Source organism: Methylobacterium sp. J-070, from assembly GCF_022829385.1.
Taxonomy (GTDB): domain Bacteria; phylum Pseudomonadota; class Alphaproteobacteria; order Rhizobiales; family Beijerinckiaceae; genus Methylobacterium.
The window spans coordinates 73,534-92,314 of record NZ_JAKSXX010000101.1; the positions used below are offsets into that span (position 1 = coordinate 73,534).

The window sequence follows — 18,781 nt, forward strand, 5'->3', positions numbered from 1 at the left end:
CCCGCAGGCATCGGCGCACGCCTTAACGCGCCGCTAACCATCCGCCCGGCAGATCTTGCCGGGTCTGCCGCGGAAATGCTCCGCCGGTGGACGGACACGGATGGGATCGATGGCGGAGACGGCGAGCGCGCCGGCACGAATGGGAGCCGCGGCGATACTCGGCCAGCTCGTGCTGCCGACGCGCGGCGACATCCAGGCGCTGTCCAAGCGCTCGGACCTCATGTTCGCCACCGGCGTCATGGCGATCCTGGCGGTCCTGATCTTTCCGCTGCCGGCGATCCTGCTCGACCTGCTCCTCGCGGTCTCGATCATCATGTCGGTGCTGATCATGATGACCGGCCTGTCGATCGACAATCCGCTCGAATTCACCGTCTTCCCGACGCTGCTGCTCATCGCCACGATGCTGCGGCTCGCCCTGAACCTCGCCTCGACGCGCCTCATCCTCGGGCACGGCCACGAGGGCACGGCGGCGGCCGGCCACGTCATCGAGGCCTTCGGCCACTTCGTCATGGGCGGCAACTTCGTCATCGGGATCATCGTGTTCGCGATCCTGATCATCGTGAACTTCGTGGTGATCACGAAGGGCTCGGGCCGGATCGCCGAGGTCGCGGCCCGCTTCACCCTCGACGCCATGCCGGGCAAGCAGATGGCCATCGACGCCGATCTCTCGGCGGGGCTCATCGACGAGAAGGCCGCCAAGGCCCGTCGGGCGGCGCTGGAAGAGGAATCCGCCTTCTTCGGCGCCATGGACGGCGCCTCGAAATTCGTGCGCGGCGATGCGGTGGCGGCCCTGCTGATCACGTTCATCAACGTGGTCGGCGGCATCATCATCGGCGTGGCCCAGCAGGGGCTGAGCTTCGGCGACGCCGCCAAGAGCTACACGCTGCTGACCATCGGCGACGGCCTGGCGAGCCAGGTGCCGGCGCTGATCGTCTCGACGGCCGCGGGCCTGCTGGTCTCGAAGGCCGGCGTGCGCGGCGCGGCCGACAAGGCGCTCGGCAAGCAGCTCGCGAAGTATCCGAAGGCGCTGGGCATGTCGGCGGCCGTGATGCTGCTCATCGCCCTGCTGCCCGGCATGCCGATGCTGCCGTTCCTGCTGCTCGGCGGCGGAGCGGGCTACGCGGCCTGGCGAGCCAACAAGACCGCCAAGCAGGCGCCGCTCCTCGACGCGAAGGGCGCGCCGGCCGACGGCACCGCGGGCGCGGCAACCCCCAAGGAGGAAACGGTCACCGACCTCCTGAAGCTCGACGACCTCAAGCTCGAGATGGGCTACGCGCTCCTCGCCCTGGTCAACGGCGAGGGCCAGGACCGGCTCACCGACCAGATCAAGGCCCTGCGCCGCCAGCTCGCGGCGGAACTGGGCTTCGTGATGCCGTCCGTCCGCATCCTCGACAACGTCCAGCTCGACGCCAATTCCTACGTGGTCCGGGTCAAGGAGATCGAGGCCGGCTCCGGCCGGATCTTCCCGGGCCAGTTCATGGCGATGGACCCGATGGGCGGTCAGGTGCAGCTGCCCGGCCAGCACATGCTGGAGCCGACCTTCGGCCTGCCGGCGACCTGGATCGACGCGGCGCTTCGCGACCAGGCACAGCTCAAGGGCTACACGGTCGTCGATGCGGCCACCGTGGTCTCGACCCACCTCACGGAGGTGATCAAGGCGCACGTCTCCGAACTGCTGAACCATGTGGAGGTCTCGAAGCTGCTGCGCGAGCTGTCCAAGGAGCATGCCGAGCTGCTCAAGGAGATCGTGCCCTCGCAGATCTCGACCACCGGCATCCAGCGGGTGCTGCAGTTCCTCCTCGCCGAGCGCGTCTCCATCCGCGACCTCGGGGCGATCGTGGAGGCGATCGCCGAGGTGGCGGGCGGGGTGAAGAACCCCCGCGACGTGGTCGAGCACGTCCGCGCGCGGCTCGGACGGCAGATCTGCGCCCAGTACCAGGACCAGGGCGGCACCCTGCCGATCATCACCCTCTCGCCGGCCTGGGAGCAGGCCTTCATGGAGTCGATCGTGGGCGAGCGCGAGGAGCGCTACCTGGCGATGCAGCCCTCGAAGCTCAGCGAATTCGTCACCGCGGTCCGCGATCGGTTCGAGACCGCCGCCCGCCAGGGCGAGATGCCGGTCCTGGTCACCTCGGCGCAGACGCGGCCCTTCGTGCGCTCGATCATCGAGCGGTTCCGCCGCGAGACGCCGGTGATGAGTCAGGCCGAGATCCACCCGCGGGCGCGGTTGCGGACGGTGAACTCGATCTGAGCGCCGCGGTTTCCGGGGCTGAGCGGGCTGAGTTCGTGGCCCGCCCCGCACCTGCCACGCGCCCTCCCCCTTTGCAGGGGGAGTGTGGCCCCAGCGTCAGCAGGGGTCGGGAGAGGAAAAACCGCTTTCGGAGAGGTCGCACACTGAGTGCCGTAGCCCGCAGCGTCGCGCTGCCCCTCTCCCGACCCCCTTCGGGGGCTACCCTCCCCCGCAGAGGGGGAGGGAGACGTGTGTAAACCAGTCGTCACCCTTGTTCGGCGACCCGATAACACGAGCCCCGACGACGCGGCCGCCGGCGTTGCGATCCGCCTCAGATCGCCTTCTGCTTGAGCTCCCGCTCCATCGCGTGCGCGTCGAGTCCGGGCACGATCACGGGCGGCTCGGGCACCGCGGTCGCCTTGGGCCCATGGGCGGCGGAGCCGATCGCGGCGGCGAGCCGCGAGCGCTCGAAGGCGATCACCACGATGACGGAGACCAGGGCGGGGATCCAGAAATAGAAGATCCGGAAGATGATCACCGCCGCGATGATCGCATCCTTCTGCGCCTCGTCGGTGATGTGCATGGCAGTGATGAACACGATCTCGAACACGCCGAGGCCGCCCGGCGCGTGCGAGGCGAGCGCCACCGAGAACGAGGCCAGGAAGATCGCAAGCACCGGGATGAAGCCCGGATTCATCGCCTCCGGCAGCGAGAAATAGATGATGCCCGCCGCGCCGAGGAGTTCCAGCGGCGCCGCCAGGAGCTGGCGACCCATGATGCCGGGCCGGGGATACTCAAGCTTGAACGACCGGATGTGCAGCGGGCGCAGGCGCAGGATCGAGCCGACCACGTACAGGGCGACAAAGCCCAGCATGCAGATCCCGACCACCAGCGCGGTCTTGGGATCGGTGAGGAAACCGGGGAGCTTGCCTTCGAGCCGCGTCAGCAGCGTCGGGTCGACCACCAGGGTGAACCCACCGAGCAGGACCGTGCCGAGGAAGAACGTGAACGAGCAGAGGGCCACCAGCACGGCCACCTGGGCGGCCGTCAAACCCTTGGCGGTGTAGGCCCGGTAGCGCACGAGGGCGCCGGAGAAGACCGAGGCGCCGATGTTGTGCGACAGCGCGTAGGTCGTGAACGAGCAGAGTGAGACGAACAGCAACGAGATGTGATGGACGCCCAGATGCAGCAGGGCGATCCGATCGTACCAGGCCAGCGCCGCGTAGGCGACGAGGGTCGAGAGGGCCGCGAGCAGGATACGGTGCGGCGGGATCGCCAGGATCGCCGCCCAGATCGCCGAGAGCGACGTCGTCTTGAGTTCCTGGTACAGAAAATAACCCGACACGATCACGGCCGCGAGGCCGATCAGGGGCCAGATGAACTCGCTGAGCTTCTTCATAAACACCGACGCCCCGGGGAGAGCCCCTGATGCGCCGGCGAGCGACGCGCTGCAAGCGGCCTGAAGGTCGCCGCGACCCCCTTGTCAGGCGATCATGACGGTTTCGTGCCGCGTCGCGCCGCTCGGCCTACGGCCACCCCAGACTGCCGTCGCCCGTCGAGCCCGGTGTCAGCCCCGGGCGCGGTTCAGCCCGATCCCGTCCATCGCGGCCTGGTCGCGGGCCGCATCGGCGGCGCGCTCGGCGGTGCGCTCGCGGTCGTTGAGGATCTCGACCTTCTTCAATTCCTCGAAGGCCTCGCCGAGTTCGGCCTTCGCCTCGTCGAGCTGACTCTCCAGCGCCTGGGCGGACTGGCGCATGTTGTCCCGGCGCGTCGCGGCGGCGCGCGCATAGGTCGGATAGGCGAAATGACCGACATCGGTGATTCCGGCGCGCGCCTCTTCGACGGCGACCTCCCGGTCGAGTTCCACCGCCATGCGCTGGAAATCGGCCATCATCATCTCGATCTGGGTCACGCGCCGGCGCTTCTCGTCGACCTGGAAGCGGCGCAGGCGGATCAGCGTGTCACGCGATTTCATCAGGACGCTCACTCCACGCAACGCTCAAGGCCAAGCCGGGAACCCTGCCCGACCCGTGCCCCTGACCGGACCTGCGCCAGGCAGCTCCGCTCGGGTTCTCACTCGTGCATCCGATCCGAGGGCGCGGTGGCTCCGCCTCGGCGCAGGATGCCTAGGCCCTGCCGACGATCTGGCCGAGCCGTTCGTAACCATCGCCGATGGACGTTGCTTCTTCCTTACCCTGCCCCAGAAAAGCCTCAAGATCCGGCATGAGCGCAACGGCCTCGTCGACCTCCTGCGACGAGCCCGCGCGGTAGGCGCCGAGGCGGATCAGCTCCTCCATGTCGGCGTAGGTCGACAGCACCCGGCGCGCCCGCCGGACCACCGGCAGCCAGGCCGGATCGCAGGCGCGCGGCATGGTCCGCGAGACCGAGCGCAGCACGTTGATCGCCGGATAGCGGCCCCGCTCGGCGATCGCCCGCTCCATGACGATGTGGCCGTCGAGGATGCCCCGCACCGCGTCGGCCACCGGCTCGTTGTGGTCGTCGCCCTCGACCAGAACCGTAAAGAGCGCCGAGATCGTCCCCTGCCCGACCCCCGGGCCGGCCCGTTCCAGCAGGCGCGGCAATTCCGAAAAGACCGTCGGCGTGTAGCCCTTGGCGGTGGGCGGCTCGCCGGCGGCGAGGCCGATGTCGCGCTGGGCCATGGCGAACCGCGTGATCGAGTCGATCATGCACAGGACCTTCGCGCCCTGATCGCGGAAGTACTCGGCCACCGAGAGGGTGACGTAGGCGGCGTTGCGCCGCATCAGCGCCGGCTCGTCGGAGGTCGCCACCACCACGACCGAGCGGGCGAGGCCGGCTGCGCCGAGGTCGTCCTGGAGGAATTCCTGGACCTCGCGACCGCGCTCACCCACCAGACCGATCACCGCCACGTCGGCGGCGGTGTACCGGGCGAGCATCGACAGCAGGACCGACTTGCCGACGCCGGATCCCGCGAAGATGCCCATGCGCTGGCCGGCGCACATGGTCAGGAAGGTGTTGATGCAGCGGATCCCGAGGTCGAGCGGGCCGCCGACCCGCGTGCGGGCATGCGCCGGCGGCGGGTCGGCCCGGAGCGGGTAGACGTCCTGTCCCTGCGCCAGCGGACCCAGCCCGTCGACCGGACGCCCGAGGGCATCGATCACCCGTCCCAGCCATCCCCCGGACGGACGGATGGCGCCGGCGGCCTCGTCGCGCACATAGGCCGGGCAGCCGCGCCGGACCCCGTCCAGGGAGCCGAACGGCATCGCGAGCGCGCGGTCGCCCTGGAAACCGATGATCTCGCAGGGGACGAGACCGAGACCGTTGGCGCCCTCGACGTCGATCCGGCCGCCGAGCCGCATCGCGGCCACCGGCCCGGCGACCTCCACCAGCAGGCCGCGGATCGCCACCACCCGGCCGAAGGTTTCGAGCACGCCCACCCGCTCGAGGGCGGCACGGGCCGTTGCGAGGGAAGAAACGGTTCTTGCCGGATCCTGTGTCATCGGCCTGGCTCTCAACGCTTCGTTTACCGGCCTCCTTAACACTGCGGTCCACGGGCACGTAGCGGCTCGATCCGGGATCGGTCGCGGCCGAGCTCAACGAAGGCGGTCGGCTGTGGCCCACGGATCACAGCGGCGACCGAAGCGTGACGCGGGAAGTACTTAGGCCGCGATGGGCGGACGATCTGGACGCGGACGGTTTGGAATCAGGACCCTGAGCGGGACCGGAGACGCAAAGTTTCTCCTGTCAAGCTGACGGAACTGCGAACGAGACGCTTGCGGGCAGGAATCAGGTTTTGTTAACGATTAATCCATAGCGTTCACGTCAAGGGCGACGGGGCGCCCGTCCACAGGCCGGTGGGCGGGCGAGCGATAAGGACGTGTCTGCGCGCTGATGCGGCCGGCTGGGCTGGGGACCGACGATGCGGGTACTTTTGATCGAGGACGACAGCGCAACCGCGCAGAGCATCGAGCTGATGCTCAAGTCCGAGAACTTCAACACCTACACCACCGACCTCGGGGAAGAGGGTGTCGATCTCGGTAAGCTGTACGATTACGACATCATCCTCCTCGATCTGAACCTGCCCGACATGTCGGGCTACGAGGTGCTGCGCTCGCTCCGCGTGGCGAAGGTCAAGACGCCGATCCTGATCCTGTCGGGCATGGCCGGCATCGAGGACAAGGTGAAGGGCCTTGGCTTCGGGGCCGACGACTACCTGACCAAGCCGTTCCACAAGGACGAGCTGGTGGCGCGCATCCACGCCATCGTGCGCCGGTCGAAGGGCCACGCGCAGTCGGTCATCACCACCGGCGACCTGGTGGTGAACCTCGACCAGAAGACCGTCGAGGTCGGCGGCGCCCGGGTGCATCTCACCGGCAAGGAGTACCAGATGCTGGAACTCCTCTCGCTCCGGAAGGGCACGACGCTCACCAAGGAGATGTTCCTCAACCATCTCTACGGCGGCATGGACGAGCCGGAGCTGAAGATCATCGACGTGTTCATCTGCAAGCTGCGCAAGAAGCTCGCCAACGCCAGCCAGGGAAAGAACTACATCGAGACCGTCTGGGGCCGCGGCTACGTCCTGCGCGAGCCGATGGACGGCGAGGAGCGGATGGCGGTCTGATCCGCCCGCTCACCGGTATTCGAAAAACCCCGTGCGGTCAGGCCGCGCGGGGTTTTCGCATTTCGAGGGGGCGCACGCCCCGGCGAAGCACGTCCGGGGGCCTCACCGCATCCCGGTCGCGGAAAAGACCTGGGCCGCGGGCGCGATCACCACGTAGCCGCCGCAGGGGGCGGCCCGGCTGATCACCGCGCTGGCGACGCCCCAGATGTACAAGCCGCGCCGATCCTGCGCGACGACCGGGCCGCCGGAATCCCCGAAGCAGATCCGGGCGCCCTTCGCCCGGGCGATCGTCAGGCCGGTGCTGCTGGCCGCCAGCGGGGTCAGCGTCGCGGTGCGCAGGCGCCCGACCGTGCGTCCGTACAGGCCCGCTCCGGCGATCCGCAGGCTCTTCGGCACCCGGCCGGGGTCGGACGCCAGCGGCACCGGGCGCCGGTCGCGCACCGGGGCGGTCAGGCGCAGCACCGCGAGGTCGAGGGAGAGATCCGAGAGGCTGACGTCGGGTGCCGCGTTGGGCAGCATCTCGCCCGGATCCGGGCTGTAGCGGGCGGCGACCCGCGCCCCGTAGACCGGCGGCGCCGGTTCGGTGCCGCGGAAGAAGACCACCAGCGCGCCGAGCGGATCCCCGTTCACGCAATGGGCCGCCGTGAGCACGAGGTCGGGCGCGATCAGCACGCCGGTGCAGCGGGTCAGACGCAGGGCCTCCTCGGGCTGCGTGATCGTGCCGATGGCGACCGTGGCCTGCGCGAGGGCGTCGCGACCCGCAGGCGCACCGCCCTCGATGGCCGAAGCCGGCCCGCACAAAGCGAGCACGCAGGCCAAAGCCGGTCCGGCGGCCGCGCGGGAGACGCCGTTGGTCCAGAAGTTTCTCACGTGCTGGTCTCTCGCGGCGACTGGCCCCTGACCACAGATGCCGCCCGGAGGCGGCAGGGCAAGCGGTCGCAAGGACGCGGCCGCCGCGCTCGCGCCGCCGTCAGCCGGCCACCGTCCAAGTGGTCGTGCCGTCCTTGTTGTCCTTCACGGCGACACCCAGGGCGGCGAGCGCGTCGCGGGCCCGGTCGGAGGCGGCCCAGTCCTTGGCGGCCCGGGCCGCCCTGCGCTCCGCCATCAGCGCTTCGACCACCGCCACGTCGACGCCGGAGGATTCGACGCGCTTGCGCGCGCGGTCGCTCCGGGTGCTGGCGAGGAAGCCGAACAGGTTCGCGCCGGCCCGCAGATCGGCCGGCCGGGCCTCCGGCCCACCCGAGAGCCGATGAAGCTCGTTGATCGCCGCCGGCGTGTTGAGATCGTCACACAGCGCCTCGACCACCGCGTCGGGAACGCCGGGGGCCGGGGCCTCGTCGCCGGCGGCGTTGTACCAACGCTCGAGGACGCGGCGCGACTCCTCCAGCCCGCGCAGCGTCCAGTCGATCGGCTGCCGGTAATGGGTCTTGAGCATGGTGAGGCGCACGACCTCGCCCGGCCAGTCGTTCAGCACGTCGCGGATGGTGATGAAGTTGCCGAGCGACTTCGACATCTTCTCGCCCTCCACCTGGAGGAAGCCGTTGTGCAGCCAGACATTGGCCATGACGTTGGTGCTGAAGCAGCAGCGCGACTGCGCGACCTCGTTCTCGTGATGCGGGAAAATCAGGTCGATGCCGCCCGCATGGATGTCGAAGGTCCGCCCGAGGTGCTTGGCCGACATGGCCGAGCACTCGATATGCCAGCCCGGGCGCCCGGGCGCCGCGATCCGGGCGGGCGACGGCCAGGACGGCTCTCCGGGCTTGGCGGGCTTCCAGAGCACGAAGTCGAGCGGCGAGCGCTTGTAGGGCGCGACCTCGACCCGCGCCCCGGCTTCCATCTCGTCGAGCGGGCGGCCGGAAAGCTGGCCGTACTCGGGCATCGACGGGACGTCGAACAGGACATGCTCCTCCGCCACGTAGGCGTGGCCGGAGCGGACCAGCGCGTCGATCATCGCCACCATCTCGGCGATGTGGTCGGTGGCCCGGGGCTCGACGAAGCGGAGGCGCTCGCCGGCCACGTTCACATCCTCCGGCATCAGCACGCCGAGGTCGCGCACGTCGCGGTGGAACTGCGCCAGCGTCCCGTCCGTGAGCTCGCGGATCGAGATGCCGCGCTCGGCGGCGCGGGCGTTGATCTTGTCGTCGACGTCCGTGACGTTGCGCGCGTAGGTGACGTGCGCCGGCCCGTAGAGGTGGCGCAGCAGCCGGAACAGCAGGTCGAAGACGATGATCGGCCGGGCGTTGCCGATATGCGCCGCGTCGTACACCGTCGGCCCGCAGGCGTAGAACCGGACGTGCCCGGGATCGATCGGCGCAAAGTCCTCCTTGGCGCCGGTGAGCGTGTTGTAGAGCCGCAACATCGGCGCCATGAAACCCACCTCCCCTGCCGGCATCTTGGCCGGATCGCGCCGCCGCCCCGGCCTCGACCCGCTCCGTCCGCCGAGGGTCGCGCGGCGAAGAACGGCCGAAACGTGGCGGTCCCGCCGGCGTCGCCACAGCATCCTGTTGCATCGCCGCGACGGCGTCGCCCGCCCGATGGGGCTAACCCAAAAGCGTGAGGAATTCGAGAAGCACGCCCGGTCCTGCGGGTAAGGCTTCCTTAACCGCGTCGTCGGACCGTCCGGACCACGCGCCTCTCAGCACAGATCCTGTTGCCAAGGACCCTCCATGCGACGCTCGGCCGCCGTTTTCCTCGCTCTCACCTTCGCCACCGCCGGGCTGGCGCACGCCGCCCTGGCCGGAAGCGACGGAGAGACGCCCGCGAAGGCGCCGGGCCATGTCGAGAAGACCTTCCTGATCCCCTCGAGCGACGGCTACGGCGTCGGCGAGTGCCTGACGACGCCGGACAGCGCCTGCGGCCAGGTGGTCGCCAACGCGTGGTGCGAGGCGCAGGGCTATGCGGCCGCCGACGCGTACGGCGTCGCCGCAGCCGATGAATACACCGGCGCCATCAGCCAGCCGATCGCCAGCCCCTCGGAGCGCCCGATCCGCATCACCTGTCGCGACTGACCGCATCGCGGCGGCGACGCCCCCCCGCGGAGCTCGCTACTTCATGGCCTCGGCGCATCGTGGCGCCGGCTGTGTTCCCCAAGGCGCGATCGGGACCGCGGATGTCGAGTTCTTCGGCGAGCCCTGGATGACCTTGTCCGAATAGACCATGTAGATCAGCGTATTGCGCTGCGCATCGCAGCCGCGCACGATCTGCATCGACTTGAAGATCAGCGAGCGGCGTTCGCTGAACACCACCTCGCCCTGGGCAAGCTTGCCCTTGAAGGCCACCGGACCGGTCTGACGGCACGCCAGCGAGATGTCCGAGACGTCCTCGGCCAGGCCGAGCGTACCCTTGATCCCGCCCTTCTCGGGCTGCGTGTACCAGCAGGCGACCCCCGCCACCGCCGGATCGTCGATACCGTAGACCACGAGCTTGTCGTTGGGCGTCAGCGGGCGCCAGACGGTCGACTTGTCGAAGATGCGATCCGGCTCCTGGGCTGCCGCAGGTCCGGCCGCCGCCGAAGCCAGGGCCAGGAACCCAACATAGGTGAGACTCCGAAACCACATCACGCGCCAATCCCCCCTGAAGCTTGCCGGCGCCATGTAGGAGGGGTGTTGCCCCCTTTCGAGGGGGCGTAGAGTGGCGCTGCTTCGGTCCCGAAGCCGGATGCGTGCAAGCCCGGTCCCCTCCGGGTCGCGCGCAGCCGATCAACGCGATGCAGCCGATGCCTCACCGCCCGATCGTCCGTCCGCGCGGCCGATTTATCCTGATCGCACTCCTCGCCCTCGGATTGTCCGGGCGTCTGACGGCTCCCGCCGCGGCGCAGGACGCGCCGGCCGATCCGCCCGTCGCGGAGGTGAAGCCGGTCGCGCCGCTGCCGTCGCCGCAGTGCCGCCGCTACCGGGCCGAGCTGGCCGCGCTCCAGAACGGGGCGAGCACGACCCGTGCCCTCAACGACGAGATCGGGCGGCTGGAGGCGTATTTCCGGGGCCTGAACTGCGAGGGCGGCAAATTCCTGTTCTTCGATACGCGCCCGCCGCAATGCGGCGCCGTGGAGCAGCGGATCCGCGCTCTCAAGGCCACGTATGGCGGCGCGGCGATCGATGACAGCGTCAGCCGCAAGCGCGAGCTTCAGGGCCTCGTCGCCTCCACCTGCCCGGCCCGGGAAACCTATGCCGGAACCGGGGAGAGCTATGCCCGGGGCGGTCCGCAGATGGTCTGCGTACGGACCTGCGACGGCGGCTTCTTCCCGATGCGGAACCTGCCCGACGGGCGCGGCGGCGCCGACGAGATGTGTCAGGCGCTCTGCCCCGGAGCCGAGGCCCAGGCCTACTCGATGCCGTACGGGGACGACGCGCTGAAGCATGCAGCCTCGGTCAAAGGCAGCCGCGCCTACACGAGCCTCGCGAACGCCTTCAAGTTCCGCAAGGAGTTCGTGCCGAACTGCTCCTGCAAGCCGGAGGGCAAGACCTGGGCGCAATCCCTGGTGAAAGCCGAGAGCATGCTGGTGCGGCACAAGGGCGATATCTTCGTCACGCCGATGCAGGCCGAGGCCCTCTCGCGGCCGAAGGTCCGTTTGACCCTGGTGGGCCGGGCCGACCGGACCGCGGCTGAGATCGCCGCCGACGCCGCCGGCCGGGTCTCGGCCGAGACCCGAGTCGGGGACGGCCTGTCCGCCGACGAGGCCGGAAAGGCGGAGGCGGCGAAGGCCGGCGAAGCCAAGCCGGATCACATTGCCGTGCGCATCATCGCCCCCGGCGTGATCGCGGTACCCCAGCGCCTGATGCCCTGACGCCGTCCCCACGCGTCGGCGGGGAACCAAAGGCTGCGCTCCGTGTTCGGCTCGTCCTGAACCGACACGGGGTCGCGATGCGCCTGCTGAGACTGGTCCTCCTCACCGGAACCGTGCTTCCGATCCTCGTTGGCCCGCCGCTCGCCGCGGCATCGCCGGACCGGATCCTGATGGCGCAGGGCGGACCGGACGAGCGCGGACCGCGCGGCGGCGAGCCGCCGCATGGGGGACCACGCCCGGAGCGGCCGCCGCAGGAGCGTCCCGGACCGGCGGGTCCGCCGGCCGGTCGCGAGCGGCCCGAGCCAAGACCCGAGCGGCCGGCGCCTGCCCCGGCCGCGCGCGAGCGTCCCGAGCCTTCGGCCCCGCGTCAGCCGCAGGCCGAGCCGGGAGGGCGCGACCATGCGCCGGACCGCAGGCCGGACGCACCGCAGCGGGCACCGGTCCAGGAGCGACAGCCGGAGCGGCCGCAAGAGCGGCAGCAGGAGCGCCCGCGCGCACGGCCGGAACGCCCGGACCCGCAAGCCGATCGTCCGGACCGGGGAGGCCAGGACAGGGGACCCCAGGACAGGGGAGTTCAGGAGCGTGCGACGCCGCCCGGGCGGCCCGGCCCCGATCGGCCGCAGGCCCCGGACCGGGATGACGGGCGGGCGCCACCTTCACGACCGAACGCGGAGCGCCCACCGGTCCAGCAGCAGCAGCGGCAGGCCCCGGACCGGGATCGCGCTCCTGCGGACGCGGCACCGAACCGTCCCGGGCCGCGCGATGCCGCGCCCGATCGCGGGCCTCCAGGCCCGCGTCCCGACGGCTCAAGCGGGACCGCCCCCAATGCGCGGCCGACGGGGCCAGGCGCGGCACCGCCTATCCCCGGCGGCCCGGGCCGGCGTGAGGACACGCAGCCCGGCAATGCTCCTCAGCCGAACACGCGTCCCGGCGGGGAACCGGGCCGCCCGCTGCCGCCCAACATGGCACCCGGCGTGCCGGGCCGCCCGGTTCAGCGCCAGGATGTTCAGCCCGAGCCGCGGCCGGACGGCCGTGCCCAACCCAACACCGGTCCCGGCGCCGATCCCGGCCGGCCGGCACCTCCCAATATGGCGCCCGGGCTTCCCGGTCGGCCGTTCCAGCCACCGGGCCAGGCGCCCGCTCCCGGTCAAGCGCCCGCTCCCGGTCAAGCGCCCGTCCCCGGCCAAGCGCCGTTGGGCGCCGCGCAGCCCGGACAGCCGGGTCCGGGCGGCTCCGCCCGGCAGAACGGCGGCTTCAACACGCCCGGTCAGCCGGGCTACGTCGCCGGCGGCTTCCGCCAGGACGACGACGTGCGCGACTACGAACAGGTCCGCCGCGACCGCCGCGAGTACAGCGAGGGCGGCCGCACCTTCTACCGGGAACCCGGCCGCATCATCGTGCGCGACCGCGACACCTACCTGATCCGCCACGATGAGAACGAGCGGTTCCGGGACATCGACCCGCGCGGCTTCCGCTCCGAACGGCGGGGCGCCGACTTCTACAGCTTCATCGACCGGCCCGGCGGCGAACAGATCGTCACCGTCACGGACGACGACGGACGGATGTTGCGTCGCTATCGCCGGTTCCGCGACGGCCGCGAGGTGGTCATCATCGACAACAGCTACGCCGGGCCGCCGCGGCCGATCTACGACGACGTCGTGGTGCTGCCGCCGCCCGACATCCGCATCCCCCGCGACCGCTACGTGGTGGAGTACGACCAGGCGGACGAGGGCTCGGTCTACGAGGCGCTCACGGCCCCGCCGGTGGTGGCGATCGACCGACGCTACACCCTGGATCAGGTCCGCTACAGCCCCGACCTGCGCGCCCGGATGCGCTCGGTGGACATCGACACGATCAACTTCGACACCGCATCGTTCACGGTGACGCCGGACCAGGCGGCGCGGCTGTCGGTGATCGCCGGGGCGATCAACCGGGCGATCCGCGCCAATCCGCAGGAGGTCTTCCTGATCGAAGGGTACACCGACGCGGTCGGCTCCGACATCGACAACCTGTCCCTGTCGGACCGCCGGGCGCAATCGGTGGCGACCGTGCTGACCCAGCAGTTCCAGGTCCCGCCCGAGAACCTGACCACCCAGGGCTACGGCGAGCAGTACCTGAAGGTGAACACGCAGAACGCCTCGCGGGAGAACCGCCGCGTCACGGTCCGGCGGATCACGCCGCTTCTGCAGCAGGGAACGGGACAGGCTGCGCCGCCGCGCTGAGCGGGCCGTCAAATCCGACCGCGACGGGCCACGGCCTGTCGCGGCGCTCGATCCGGTCTGCATCACCCGCGCGATGGCGGGGCGTTTACCGCGGTTGACGCGAGGCACCCTGCGTTCCACCACCCGGCGACACCGGCAGCGCGGGACCATGATGGAGAGCGAAGGCAACGGGCGGCTGATCCGGTCGGGGACGCCGGTCTTCCGCCGCACGGCGCTGGCACTGGCGGCGGCCGGGTTCTCGACCTTCGCGGTGCTCTACGCGGTGCAACCGCTGCTGCCGATTTTTTCCGACGCATTCGGCGTGTCGCCGGCCGAGAGCAGCCTCGCCCTGTCGCTGCCCTGCGGTTTGCTGGCCCTGGCCCTGCTGGTGGTGAGTCCGCTCTCGGAGATCTGGGGCCGCAAACCGGTGATGCTGGCCTCCCTGTTCGCCTCCGCGATCCTGACCATCGTGGCCGCCCTCGTGCCGAGCTGGCACGGCTTCCTGGTCCTGCGGGCCCTCGCGGGGCTGACCGCGAGCGGCCTGCCCGCGGTGGCGATGGCGTATCTCGCCGAGGAGATGGACGCGCAGGCGATCGGCCTGTCGATGGGGCTCCTGGTCGGCGGCAACGCGCTGGGGGGCATGTCGGGACGCCTGATCAGCGGCGTGATGGCGGACCATGTGAACTGGCGGGTCGGGCTGGCAACGATCGGAGGGCTGGCGCTGGTCGCCGCCCTGGCGTTCTGGCGCTGGTTGCCGCCTTCGCGCAGCTTCGTGCCGCGGCGGATGGCCTGGCGGGACGTGCCCGGCAGCTTCACCCAACATTTTCGCGATGCCGGCCTCCCCTGGCTGTTTGCCGAGGCGTTCCTGCTGATGGGCGGCTTCGTCTGCATCTACAACTACATCGGGTTCCGCCTGCTCGATCCGCCGTTCTCCCTGAGCCAGACGGTGATCGGCCTGATCTTCTCCGTCTACCTCGCCGGCATGGTGAGCAGCCCGGTCGCGGGCGAGCTGGCGAGCCGCTTCGGCCGGCGGCGGGTGCTGTGGCTCGCCACCGGGGTCGGGCTCGCCGGTATCCTGATGACCCTCGCCGACAACCTCCTGCTGATCGTCGCCGGCGTCGTCGTGGCGACGGTCGGCTTCTTCGGGGCGCATTCGGTGGCGAGCAGCTGGGTCGGGCGACGCGCCCGGCGCGACCGGGCGCAGGCCTCCTCGGTCTACCTGTGCCTTTACTACCTCGGCTCCTCGGTGCTCGGGACCGCGGGCGGCTGGTTCTTCGCCCATGCCGGCTGGACCGGCGTGGTGCTGTTCGTGGGCGGCCTGTACGGTCTGGCGCTGATCGTCGCCCTGCGGCTGTCCCGCCTCGCGCCGCTGACGAACTGAACCGGAGATCCGCCCATGAGCGCGCGCAATCACGCCCGACACGTCGTCGATCAGTTCGGCTCGCAGGCCGCCGCCTACGTGACCAGCGCCGTGCACGCGGCCGGCGCCGATCTCGATCGGATCGGCGCGGTGATCCAGGCCCGGCCCGGCGCGCGGGTGCTCGATCTCGGCTGCGGGGGCGGGCATGTCGCCTTCACGGCCGCCGCCGCGGGCGCCGTGGTCACCGCCTACGACCTGTCCGAGGCGATGCTGGCGGCGGTCGCCGCCGAGGCGGCTCGACGCGGTCTCGATCGCATCGACACCCGTCAGGGCGCCGCCGAGACCCTGCCCTTCGCGGACGCGGCCTTCGACGCGGTCCTGACCCGGTACAGCGCCCATCACTGGCGCGCCGTGCCGGCGGCGTTGGCGGAGGCGCGGCGGGTGCTGCGGCCGGACGGACTTCTCGTGGTCAGCGACATCGTCGCGCCCGAGGATCCGCTGCTCGATACGCATCTGCAGGCCGTGGAACTGCTGCGCGACCCCTCGCATGTGCGCGACTACAGAGTGTCGGAATGGCGCGCCCTGCTGGACGCCGCCGGCTTCAGCCCCGGCGTCGCGGTCGCGAGCCGGCCGCGGATGGAGTTCGCGAGCTGGATCGCCCGGATGCGCACGCCTGCGACCCATGTGGCGGCGATCCGGGCCCTGCAGGCGGCGGCGCCCGCCGAAGTCGCCAGCCACTTCGGCATCGAGGCCGACGGCAGCTTCCTTCTGGATTCCGCGCTGATCGAGGCCCGCCCGCGCTGACCCGCGCGCCGCGCGGGTCGCCGATCAGGCGGTCGCGCCGGCCAGCCGCCGCGCGGCGCGCTCCCGGCCGATCAGCGGCAGCAGACCGCCGAGGTCCGGCCCGTGCTCCAGCCCGGTCAGCGCGAGGCGCAGCGGCATGAACAAGCCCTTCCCCTTGGCGCCGGTGCGGCTCCGGATCTCGGTCGTCCACGCCTTCCAGGTCTCCGGGCCGTAGGGCTCCGGCGGCAGACTCTCGCGGGCGGCCGCGATCACCGCCGCGTCGGTGATCACCGGGTCGACCGGGCCGGCCACCACGGTCCACCAATCGCGCGCCTCCGAGACCCGACCGAGATTGGGCTGCACCGCCCGCCAGAACGGCTCAGCGCTCTCCCGCGGGATGCCGAGACCGGCCAGACGCGGGGCGACCTCCGCGTACGGCATGGCGTGGACCAGGCGTGCGTTGAGGCCGTCGAGTTCCGCCGGGTCGAACCGGGCCGGCGCCCGGGAGATCTCGCCGAGATCGACCAGGCCCGCCAGCGTGTCGAGATCGGGGACCGCCCGCACCGACTCGGCCGAGCCGGTGAGGACCGCCAGCGAGCGCACGGCGGCGGGCTCGTATCCGGCCTCGCGGAGGCCGCGCAGCGACAGGTGGCCGAGCCGCTTCGACAGCCCCTCGCCGTCCGCCGTGGTGAGGAGGTTGTGGTGGCCGAAGACCGGCACCGCCGCACCGAGAGCCTCGAAGATCTGCACCTGCACGCCGGTGTTGGTGACGTGGTCCTCGCCGCGGATCACGTGCGTGATGCCGAGATCGGCATCGTCCACCACCGACGGCAGCGTGTAGAGGTAGCTGCCGTCGGCGCGGATCAGCACCGGATCCGACAGGGACGCGCAGTCGACGTGGGCCGGGCCGCGGACGAGATCGTCCCAAGTCACGGTCCGCGCCTCCAGGAGGAAGCGCCAGTGCGGCCGGCGCCCCTCGGCCTCCAGGGCGGCGCGGTCCTCCGCGGTGAGCTGAAGCGCCGCCCGGTCGTAGATGGGCGGCTGGCCGCGCCCGAGCTGGCGTCGCCGGCGCCGCTCCAGCTCCTCCGGCGTCTCATAGCAGGGATAGAGCCGGCCGGCCGCGCGGAGCCGCTCGGCGGCGGCGTCGTGCTGCGCCTTGCGGGCGCTCTGGCGGGCGAACAGGTCGGGCTCGATGCCGAGCCACGCCAGATCCTCCCGGATGGCGTCGGCGAACACCTCCGTGGAGCGCTCGGCATCGGTGTCGTCGAGGCGCAACAGGAAGCGCCCCCCGGTCCTGCGGGCGAACAGGGCGTTGAGCAGGGCAGGCCGGGCATTGCCGATATGGAGGTAGCCGGTCGGCGACGGGGCGAAGCGAACGAGGGTCATGACCCGTTCTCTAGCCGATCTGCGCGAGGATGTGCGCGGGTCTTCGCGCGGGCGCACCCATCATGCCTCCCCGATCCGGGCCCGCTATCCCGCGCCGCGAAAACCCGCCAGAAGGTGCCGTTTGGCGCGGGACGAGGCGGGATGGCAACGGACGAGAAGGCCGACATCGTGGTGGTCGGCGGCGGGATGGTCGGGCTTGCCTGCGCCATCGCGCTCAAGGATCGCGGGCTCGACGTCGTCCTGTGCGATCCCGGCGAAGCGCGGGCCCGGACCTCCTACGGCAATGCCGGCGTGATCAGCCGCGGCTCGATCCTGCCGATGTCGAGCCCGGCCCTGTGGGGCAAGCTCCCCGCCTACCTGCGCAACGCCGATTGCGGTCTGCGCCTGTGCTATGCGCACCTGCCGCGGATCCTCCCCTACACCGCGCATTTCCTGGCGAGCGCCCGCGCGTCGCGCTGGCGCCGGGCGGCCGACGCCCTGCTGCCGCTGACCAGCGCCGCCTATCCGGCCCATGAGCGCCTCGCCGCCCGGGCGGGCACCGGCGATCGGCTGCAGCGGACCGGGTGGCTCAAGGCCTACCGGACCGAGGCCGCATTCGCGGCCGCCGCCCTCGAACGCGAGATCCTCGCCGGCCACGGCGTGACCTTCGAGATCCTCGACACGGCCGGACTGCGCGACCTCGAACCCGCGCTGGTCCGGCCCTACGCCCGGGCGATGCTGCTCACCGAGACCGGATCTTTGCGTGAGCCGGGCCGGCTGGTGGAAGCCTGCGAGACGCTGTTCGCCGGTCTCGGCGGCCGCCGGCTGCGCGGCAGCGTCGCGCGGATGGTGCCGGAGGCAGCCGGATGGCGGGTCGACCACGAGGCCGGCGCGGTCCGGACCCGGCAGGTCGTGCTGGCGGCCGGCGCCGCCTCAGGGGCGATCGCCCGGACGCTGGGCTACCGGTTCGCGGTGGCGGCCGAGCGCGGCTACCACCGCCACTACGCGCTGCACCCGGACAGCCCGCCGCTGACCCGGCCGGTGCTCGACACCGGGGCCGGGTCCATCCTGTCGCCGATGGGCGAGAACCGGGTGCGGGTGCTGTCCGGCGTGGAGCTCAACGCCCGCGACGCGGCCCCGGATCACACGCAGATCGAGGCGGCGGCGCGGGAGGCTCAGGGCACGCTGCGCCTCGGGGGACCGCTCGACAACGAGCCGTGGCTCGGATCCCGGCCGTCCACGCCGGACGGGATGCCGGTGATCGGGCGGGCACCCCGGCACCCGGGCCTGATCTTCGCCTTCGGCCACGGCCATATCGGATTGTCCACCGGCCCGATCACCGGCGAGATCGTGGCCGACCTCGCAACGGGCCGGGCGCCGTCCGTGCCGGTCGCCGCCTTCGCGCCGGAGCGCCTGCTCGGCTGGCCGCGCCGCCTCGCGCGGGCCGGATGACGGGACC

Annotated in this window: 15 protein-coding genes; 8 read left to right on the forward strand and 7 right to left on the reverse strand. The window is 71.3% G+C overall.

The features are described 5' to 3' along the window. Nucleotides 1-109 precede the first annotated feature (109 nt). Nucleotides 110-2,251, forward strand: a complete 2,142-nt coding sequence (gene flhA / locus MKL01_RS07590) for a flagellar biosynthesis protein FlhA (protein ID WP_243904602.1) — start codon at nt 110-112, stop codon at nt 2,249-2,251. Nucleotides 2,252-2,561: 310 nt separating this feature from the next. Here the strand turns inward: flhA and MKL01_RS07595 are convergent, their stop codons facing one another. The 3 genes from MKL01_RS07595 to fliI all read right to left on the reverse strand — a co-directional run bounded on the left by MKL01_RS07595 (nt 2,562) and on the right by fliI (nt 5,709). After that, nucleotides 2,562-3,629 carry a lysylphosphatidylglycerol synthase domain-containing protein gene (locus MKL01_RS07595; protein WP_243904603.1) on the reverse strand — a complete coding sequence of 356 codons (1,068 nt, stop codon included), beginning with the start codon at nt 3,627-3,629 and terminating at the stop codon, nt 2,562-2,564. A gap of 168 nt (nt 3,630-3,797) precedes the next feature. Then, nucleotides 3,798-4,205 (reverse strand): flagellar export protein FliJ, encoded by a 408-nt coding sequence (gene fliJ, locus MKL01_RS07600; protein ID WP_243904604.1) that lies wholly within the window; start codon nt 4,203-4,205, stop codon nt 3,798-3,800. Between the two features lie 151 nt (nt 4,206-4,356). Then, nucleotides 4,357-5,709: a flagellar protein export ATPase FliI gene (fliI, locus tag MKL01_RS07605; protein WP_243904605.1), complete on the reverse strand. Its 1,353-nt coding sequence runs from the start codon at nt 5,707-5,709 to the stop codon at nt 4,357-4,359. Between the two features lie 419 nt (nt 5,710-6,128). Here fliI and ctrA point away from each other — a divergent pair, with 419 nt between their 5' ends. After that, nucleotides 6,129-6,830 carry a response regulator transcription factor CtrA gene (ctrA, locus tag MKL01_RS07610; protein WP_243904606.1) on the forward strand — a complete coding sequence of 234 codons (702 nt, stop codon included), beginning with the start codon at nt 6,129-6,131 and terminating at the stop codon, nt 6,828-6,830. A gap of 102 nt (nt 6,831-6,932) precedes the next feature. Here the strand turns inward: ctrA and MKL01_RS07615 are convergent, their stop codons facing one another. Together MKL01_RS07615 and cysS are read right to left on the reverse strand one after the other, a co-directional pair. Next, entirely contained in the window at nt 6,933-7,700 is a 768-nt protein-coding gene (locus tag MKL01_RS07615) for a S1 family peptidase (protein WP_243904607.1), read from the reverse strand. Between the two features lie 100 nt (nt 7,701-7,800). Further along, a complete protein-coding gene (gene cysS, locus MKL01_RS07620; RefSeq protein ID WP_243904608.1) occupies nt 7,801-9,198 on the reverse strand; it encodes a cysteine--tRNA ligase in 1,398 nt (465 codons plus the stop codon). Between the two features lie 298 nt (nt 9,199-9,496). Between cysS and MKL01_RS07625 the strand changes: the two genes are divergently transcribed. Beyond that, entirely contained in the window at nt 9,497-9,838 is a 342-nt protein-coding gene (locus MKL01_RS07625; protein WP_243904609.1) for a hypothetical protein, read from the forward strand. A gap of 36 nt (nt 9,839-9,874) precedes the next feature. On the opposite strand, the gene MKL01_RS07630 is transcribed toward MKL01_RS07625, so the two are convergent. Then, on the reverse strand, nt 9,875-10,387 hold the full coding sequence (locus MKL01_RS07630) for a CreA family protein (protein ID WP_243904610.1): 513 nt from the start codon (nt 10,385-10,387) through the stop codon (nt 9,875-9,877). 158 nt (nt 10,388-10,545) lie between these two features. Between MKL01_RS07630 and MKL01_RS07635 the strand changes: the two genes are divergently transcribed. From MKL01_RS07635 to MKL01_RS07650, 4 genes are all read left to right on the forward strand, one after another. Continuing rightward, on the forward strand, nt 10,546-11,613 hold the full coding sequence (locus MKL01_RS07635; protein ID WP_243904611.1) for a DUF2865 domain-containing protein: 1,068 nt from the start codon (nt 10,546-10,548) through the stop codon (nt 11,611-11,613). Nucleotides 11,614-11,690: 77 nt separating this feature from the next. Further along, on the forward strand, nt 11,691-13,835 hold the full coding sequence (locus MKL01_RS07640) for an OmpA family protein (protein WP_243904612.1): 2,145 nt from the start codon (nt 11,691-11,693) through the stop codon (nt 13,833-13,835). Between the two features lie 151 nt (nt 13,836-13,986). Next, complete coding sequence (locus MKL01_RS07645; RefSeq protein WP_243904688.1) at nt 13,987-15,195, forward strand: MFS transporter; 1,209 nt, start codon at nt 13,987-13,989, stop codon at nt 15,193-15,195. A gap of 15 nt (nt 15,196-15,210) precedes the next feature. Further along, nucleotides 15,211-15,978 (forward strand): class I SAM-dependent methyltransferase, encoded by a 768-nt coding sequence (locus tag MKL01_RS07650; RefSeq protein ID WP_243904613.1) that lies wholly within the window; start codon nt 15,211-15,213, stop codon nt 15,976-15,978. 24 nt (nt 15,979-16,002) lie between these two features. Here the strand turns inward: MKL01_RS07650 and gltX are convergent, their stop codons facing one another. Beyond that, nucleotides 16,003-17,343, reverse strand: a complete 1,341-nt coding sequence (gltX, locus tag MKL01_RS07655) for a glutamate--tRNA ligase (RefSeq protein WP_243904614.1) — start codon at nt 17,341-17,343, stop codon at nt 16,003-16,005. 141 nt (nt 17,344-17,484) lie between these two features. On the opposite strand from gltX, the gene MKL01_RS07660 reads away from it, so the two are divergent. After that, nucleotides 17,485-18,774, forward strand: coding sequence for an NAD(P)/FAD-dependent oxidoreductase (locus MKL01_RS07660; protein WP_243904615.1), 1,290 nt, complete (start codon nt 17,485-17,487; stop codon nt 18,772-18,774). Nucleotides 18,775-18,781 lie beyond the last annotated feature (7 nt).

Coding starts and splice junctions, on each gene's coding strand:
- flhA (WP_243904602.1), top strand. CDS start 110: ATGGCGGAGACGGCGAGCGCGCCGGCACGAATGGGAGCCGCGGCGATA.
- MKL01_RS07595 (WP_243904603.1), bottom strand. CDS start 3,629: ATGAAGAAGCTCAGCGAGTTCATCTGGCCCCTGATCGGCCTCGCGGCC.
- fliJ (WP_243904604.1), bottom strand. CDS start 4,205: ATGAAATCGCGTGACACGCTGATCCGCCTGCGCCGCTTCCAGGTCGAC.
- fliI (WP_243904605.1), bottom strand. CDS start 5,709: ATGACACAGGATCCGGCAAGAACCGTTTCTTCCCTCGCAACGGCCCGT.
- ctrA (WP_243904606.1), top strand. CDS start 6,129: ATGCGGGTACTTTTGATCGAGGACGACAGCGCAACCGCGCAGAGCATC.
- cysS (WP_243904608.1), bottom strand. CDS start 9,198: ATGGCGCCGATGTTGCGGCTCTACAACACGCTCACCGGCGCCAAGGAG.
- MKL01_RS07625 (WP_243904609.1), top strand. CDS start 9,497: ATGCGACGCTCGGCCGCCGTTTTCCTCGCTCTCACCTTCGCCACCGCC.
- MKL01_RS07630 (WP_243904610.1), bottom strand. CDS start 10,387: ATGTGGTTTCGGAGTCTCACCTATGTTGGGTTCCTGGCCCTGGCTTCG.
- MKL01_RS07635 (WP_243904611.1), top strand. CDS start 10,546: ATGCCTCACCGCCCGATCGTCCGTCCGCGCGGCCGATTTATCCTGATC.
- MKL01_RS07640 (WP_243904612.1), top strand. CDS start 11,691: ATGCGCCTGCTGAGACTGGTCCTCCTCACCGGAACCGTGCTTCCGATC.
- MKL01_RS07645 (WP_243904688.1), top strand. CDS start 13,987: ATGGAGAGCGAAGGCAACGGGCGGCTGATCCGGTCGGGGACGCCGGTC.
- MKL01_RS07650 (WP_243904613.1), top strand. CDS start 15,211: ATGAGCGCGCGCAATCACGCCCGACACGTCGTCGATCAGTTCGGCTCG.
- gltX (WP_243904614.1), bottom strand. CDS start 17,343: ATGACCCTCGTTCGCTTCGCCCCGTCGCCGACCGGCTACCTCCATATC.
- MKL01_RS07660 (WP_243904615.1), top strand. CDS start 17,485: ATGGCAACGGACGAGAAGGCCGACATCGTGGTGGTCGGCGGCGGGATG.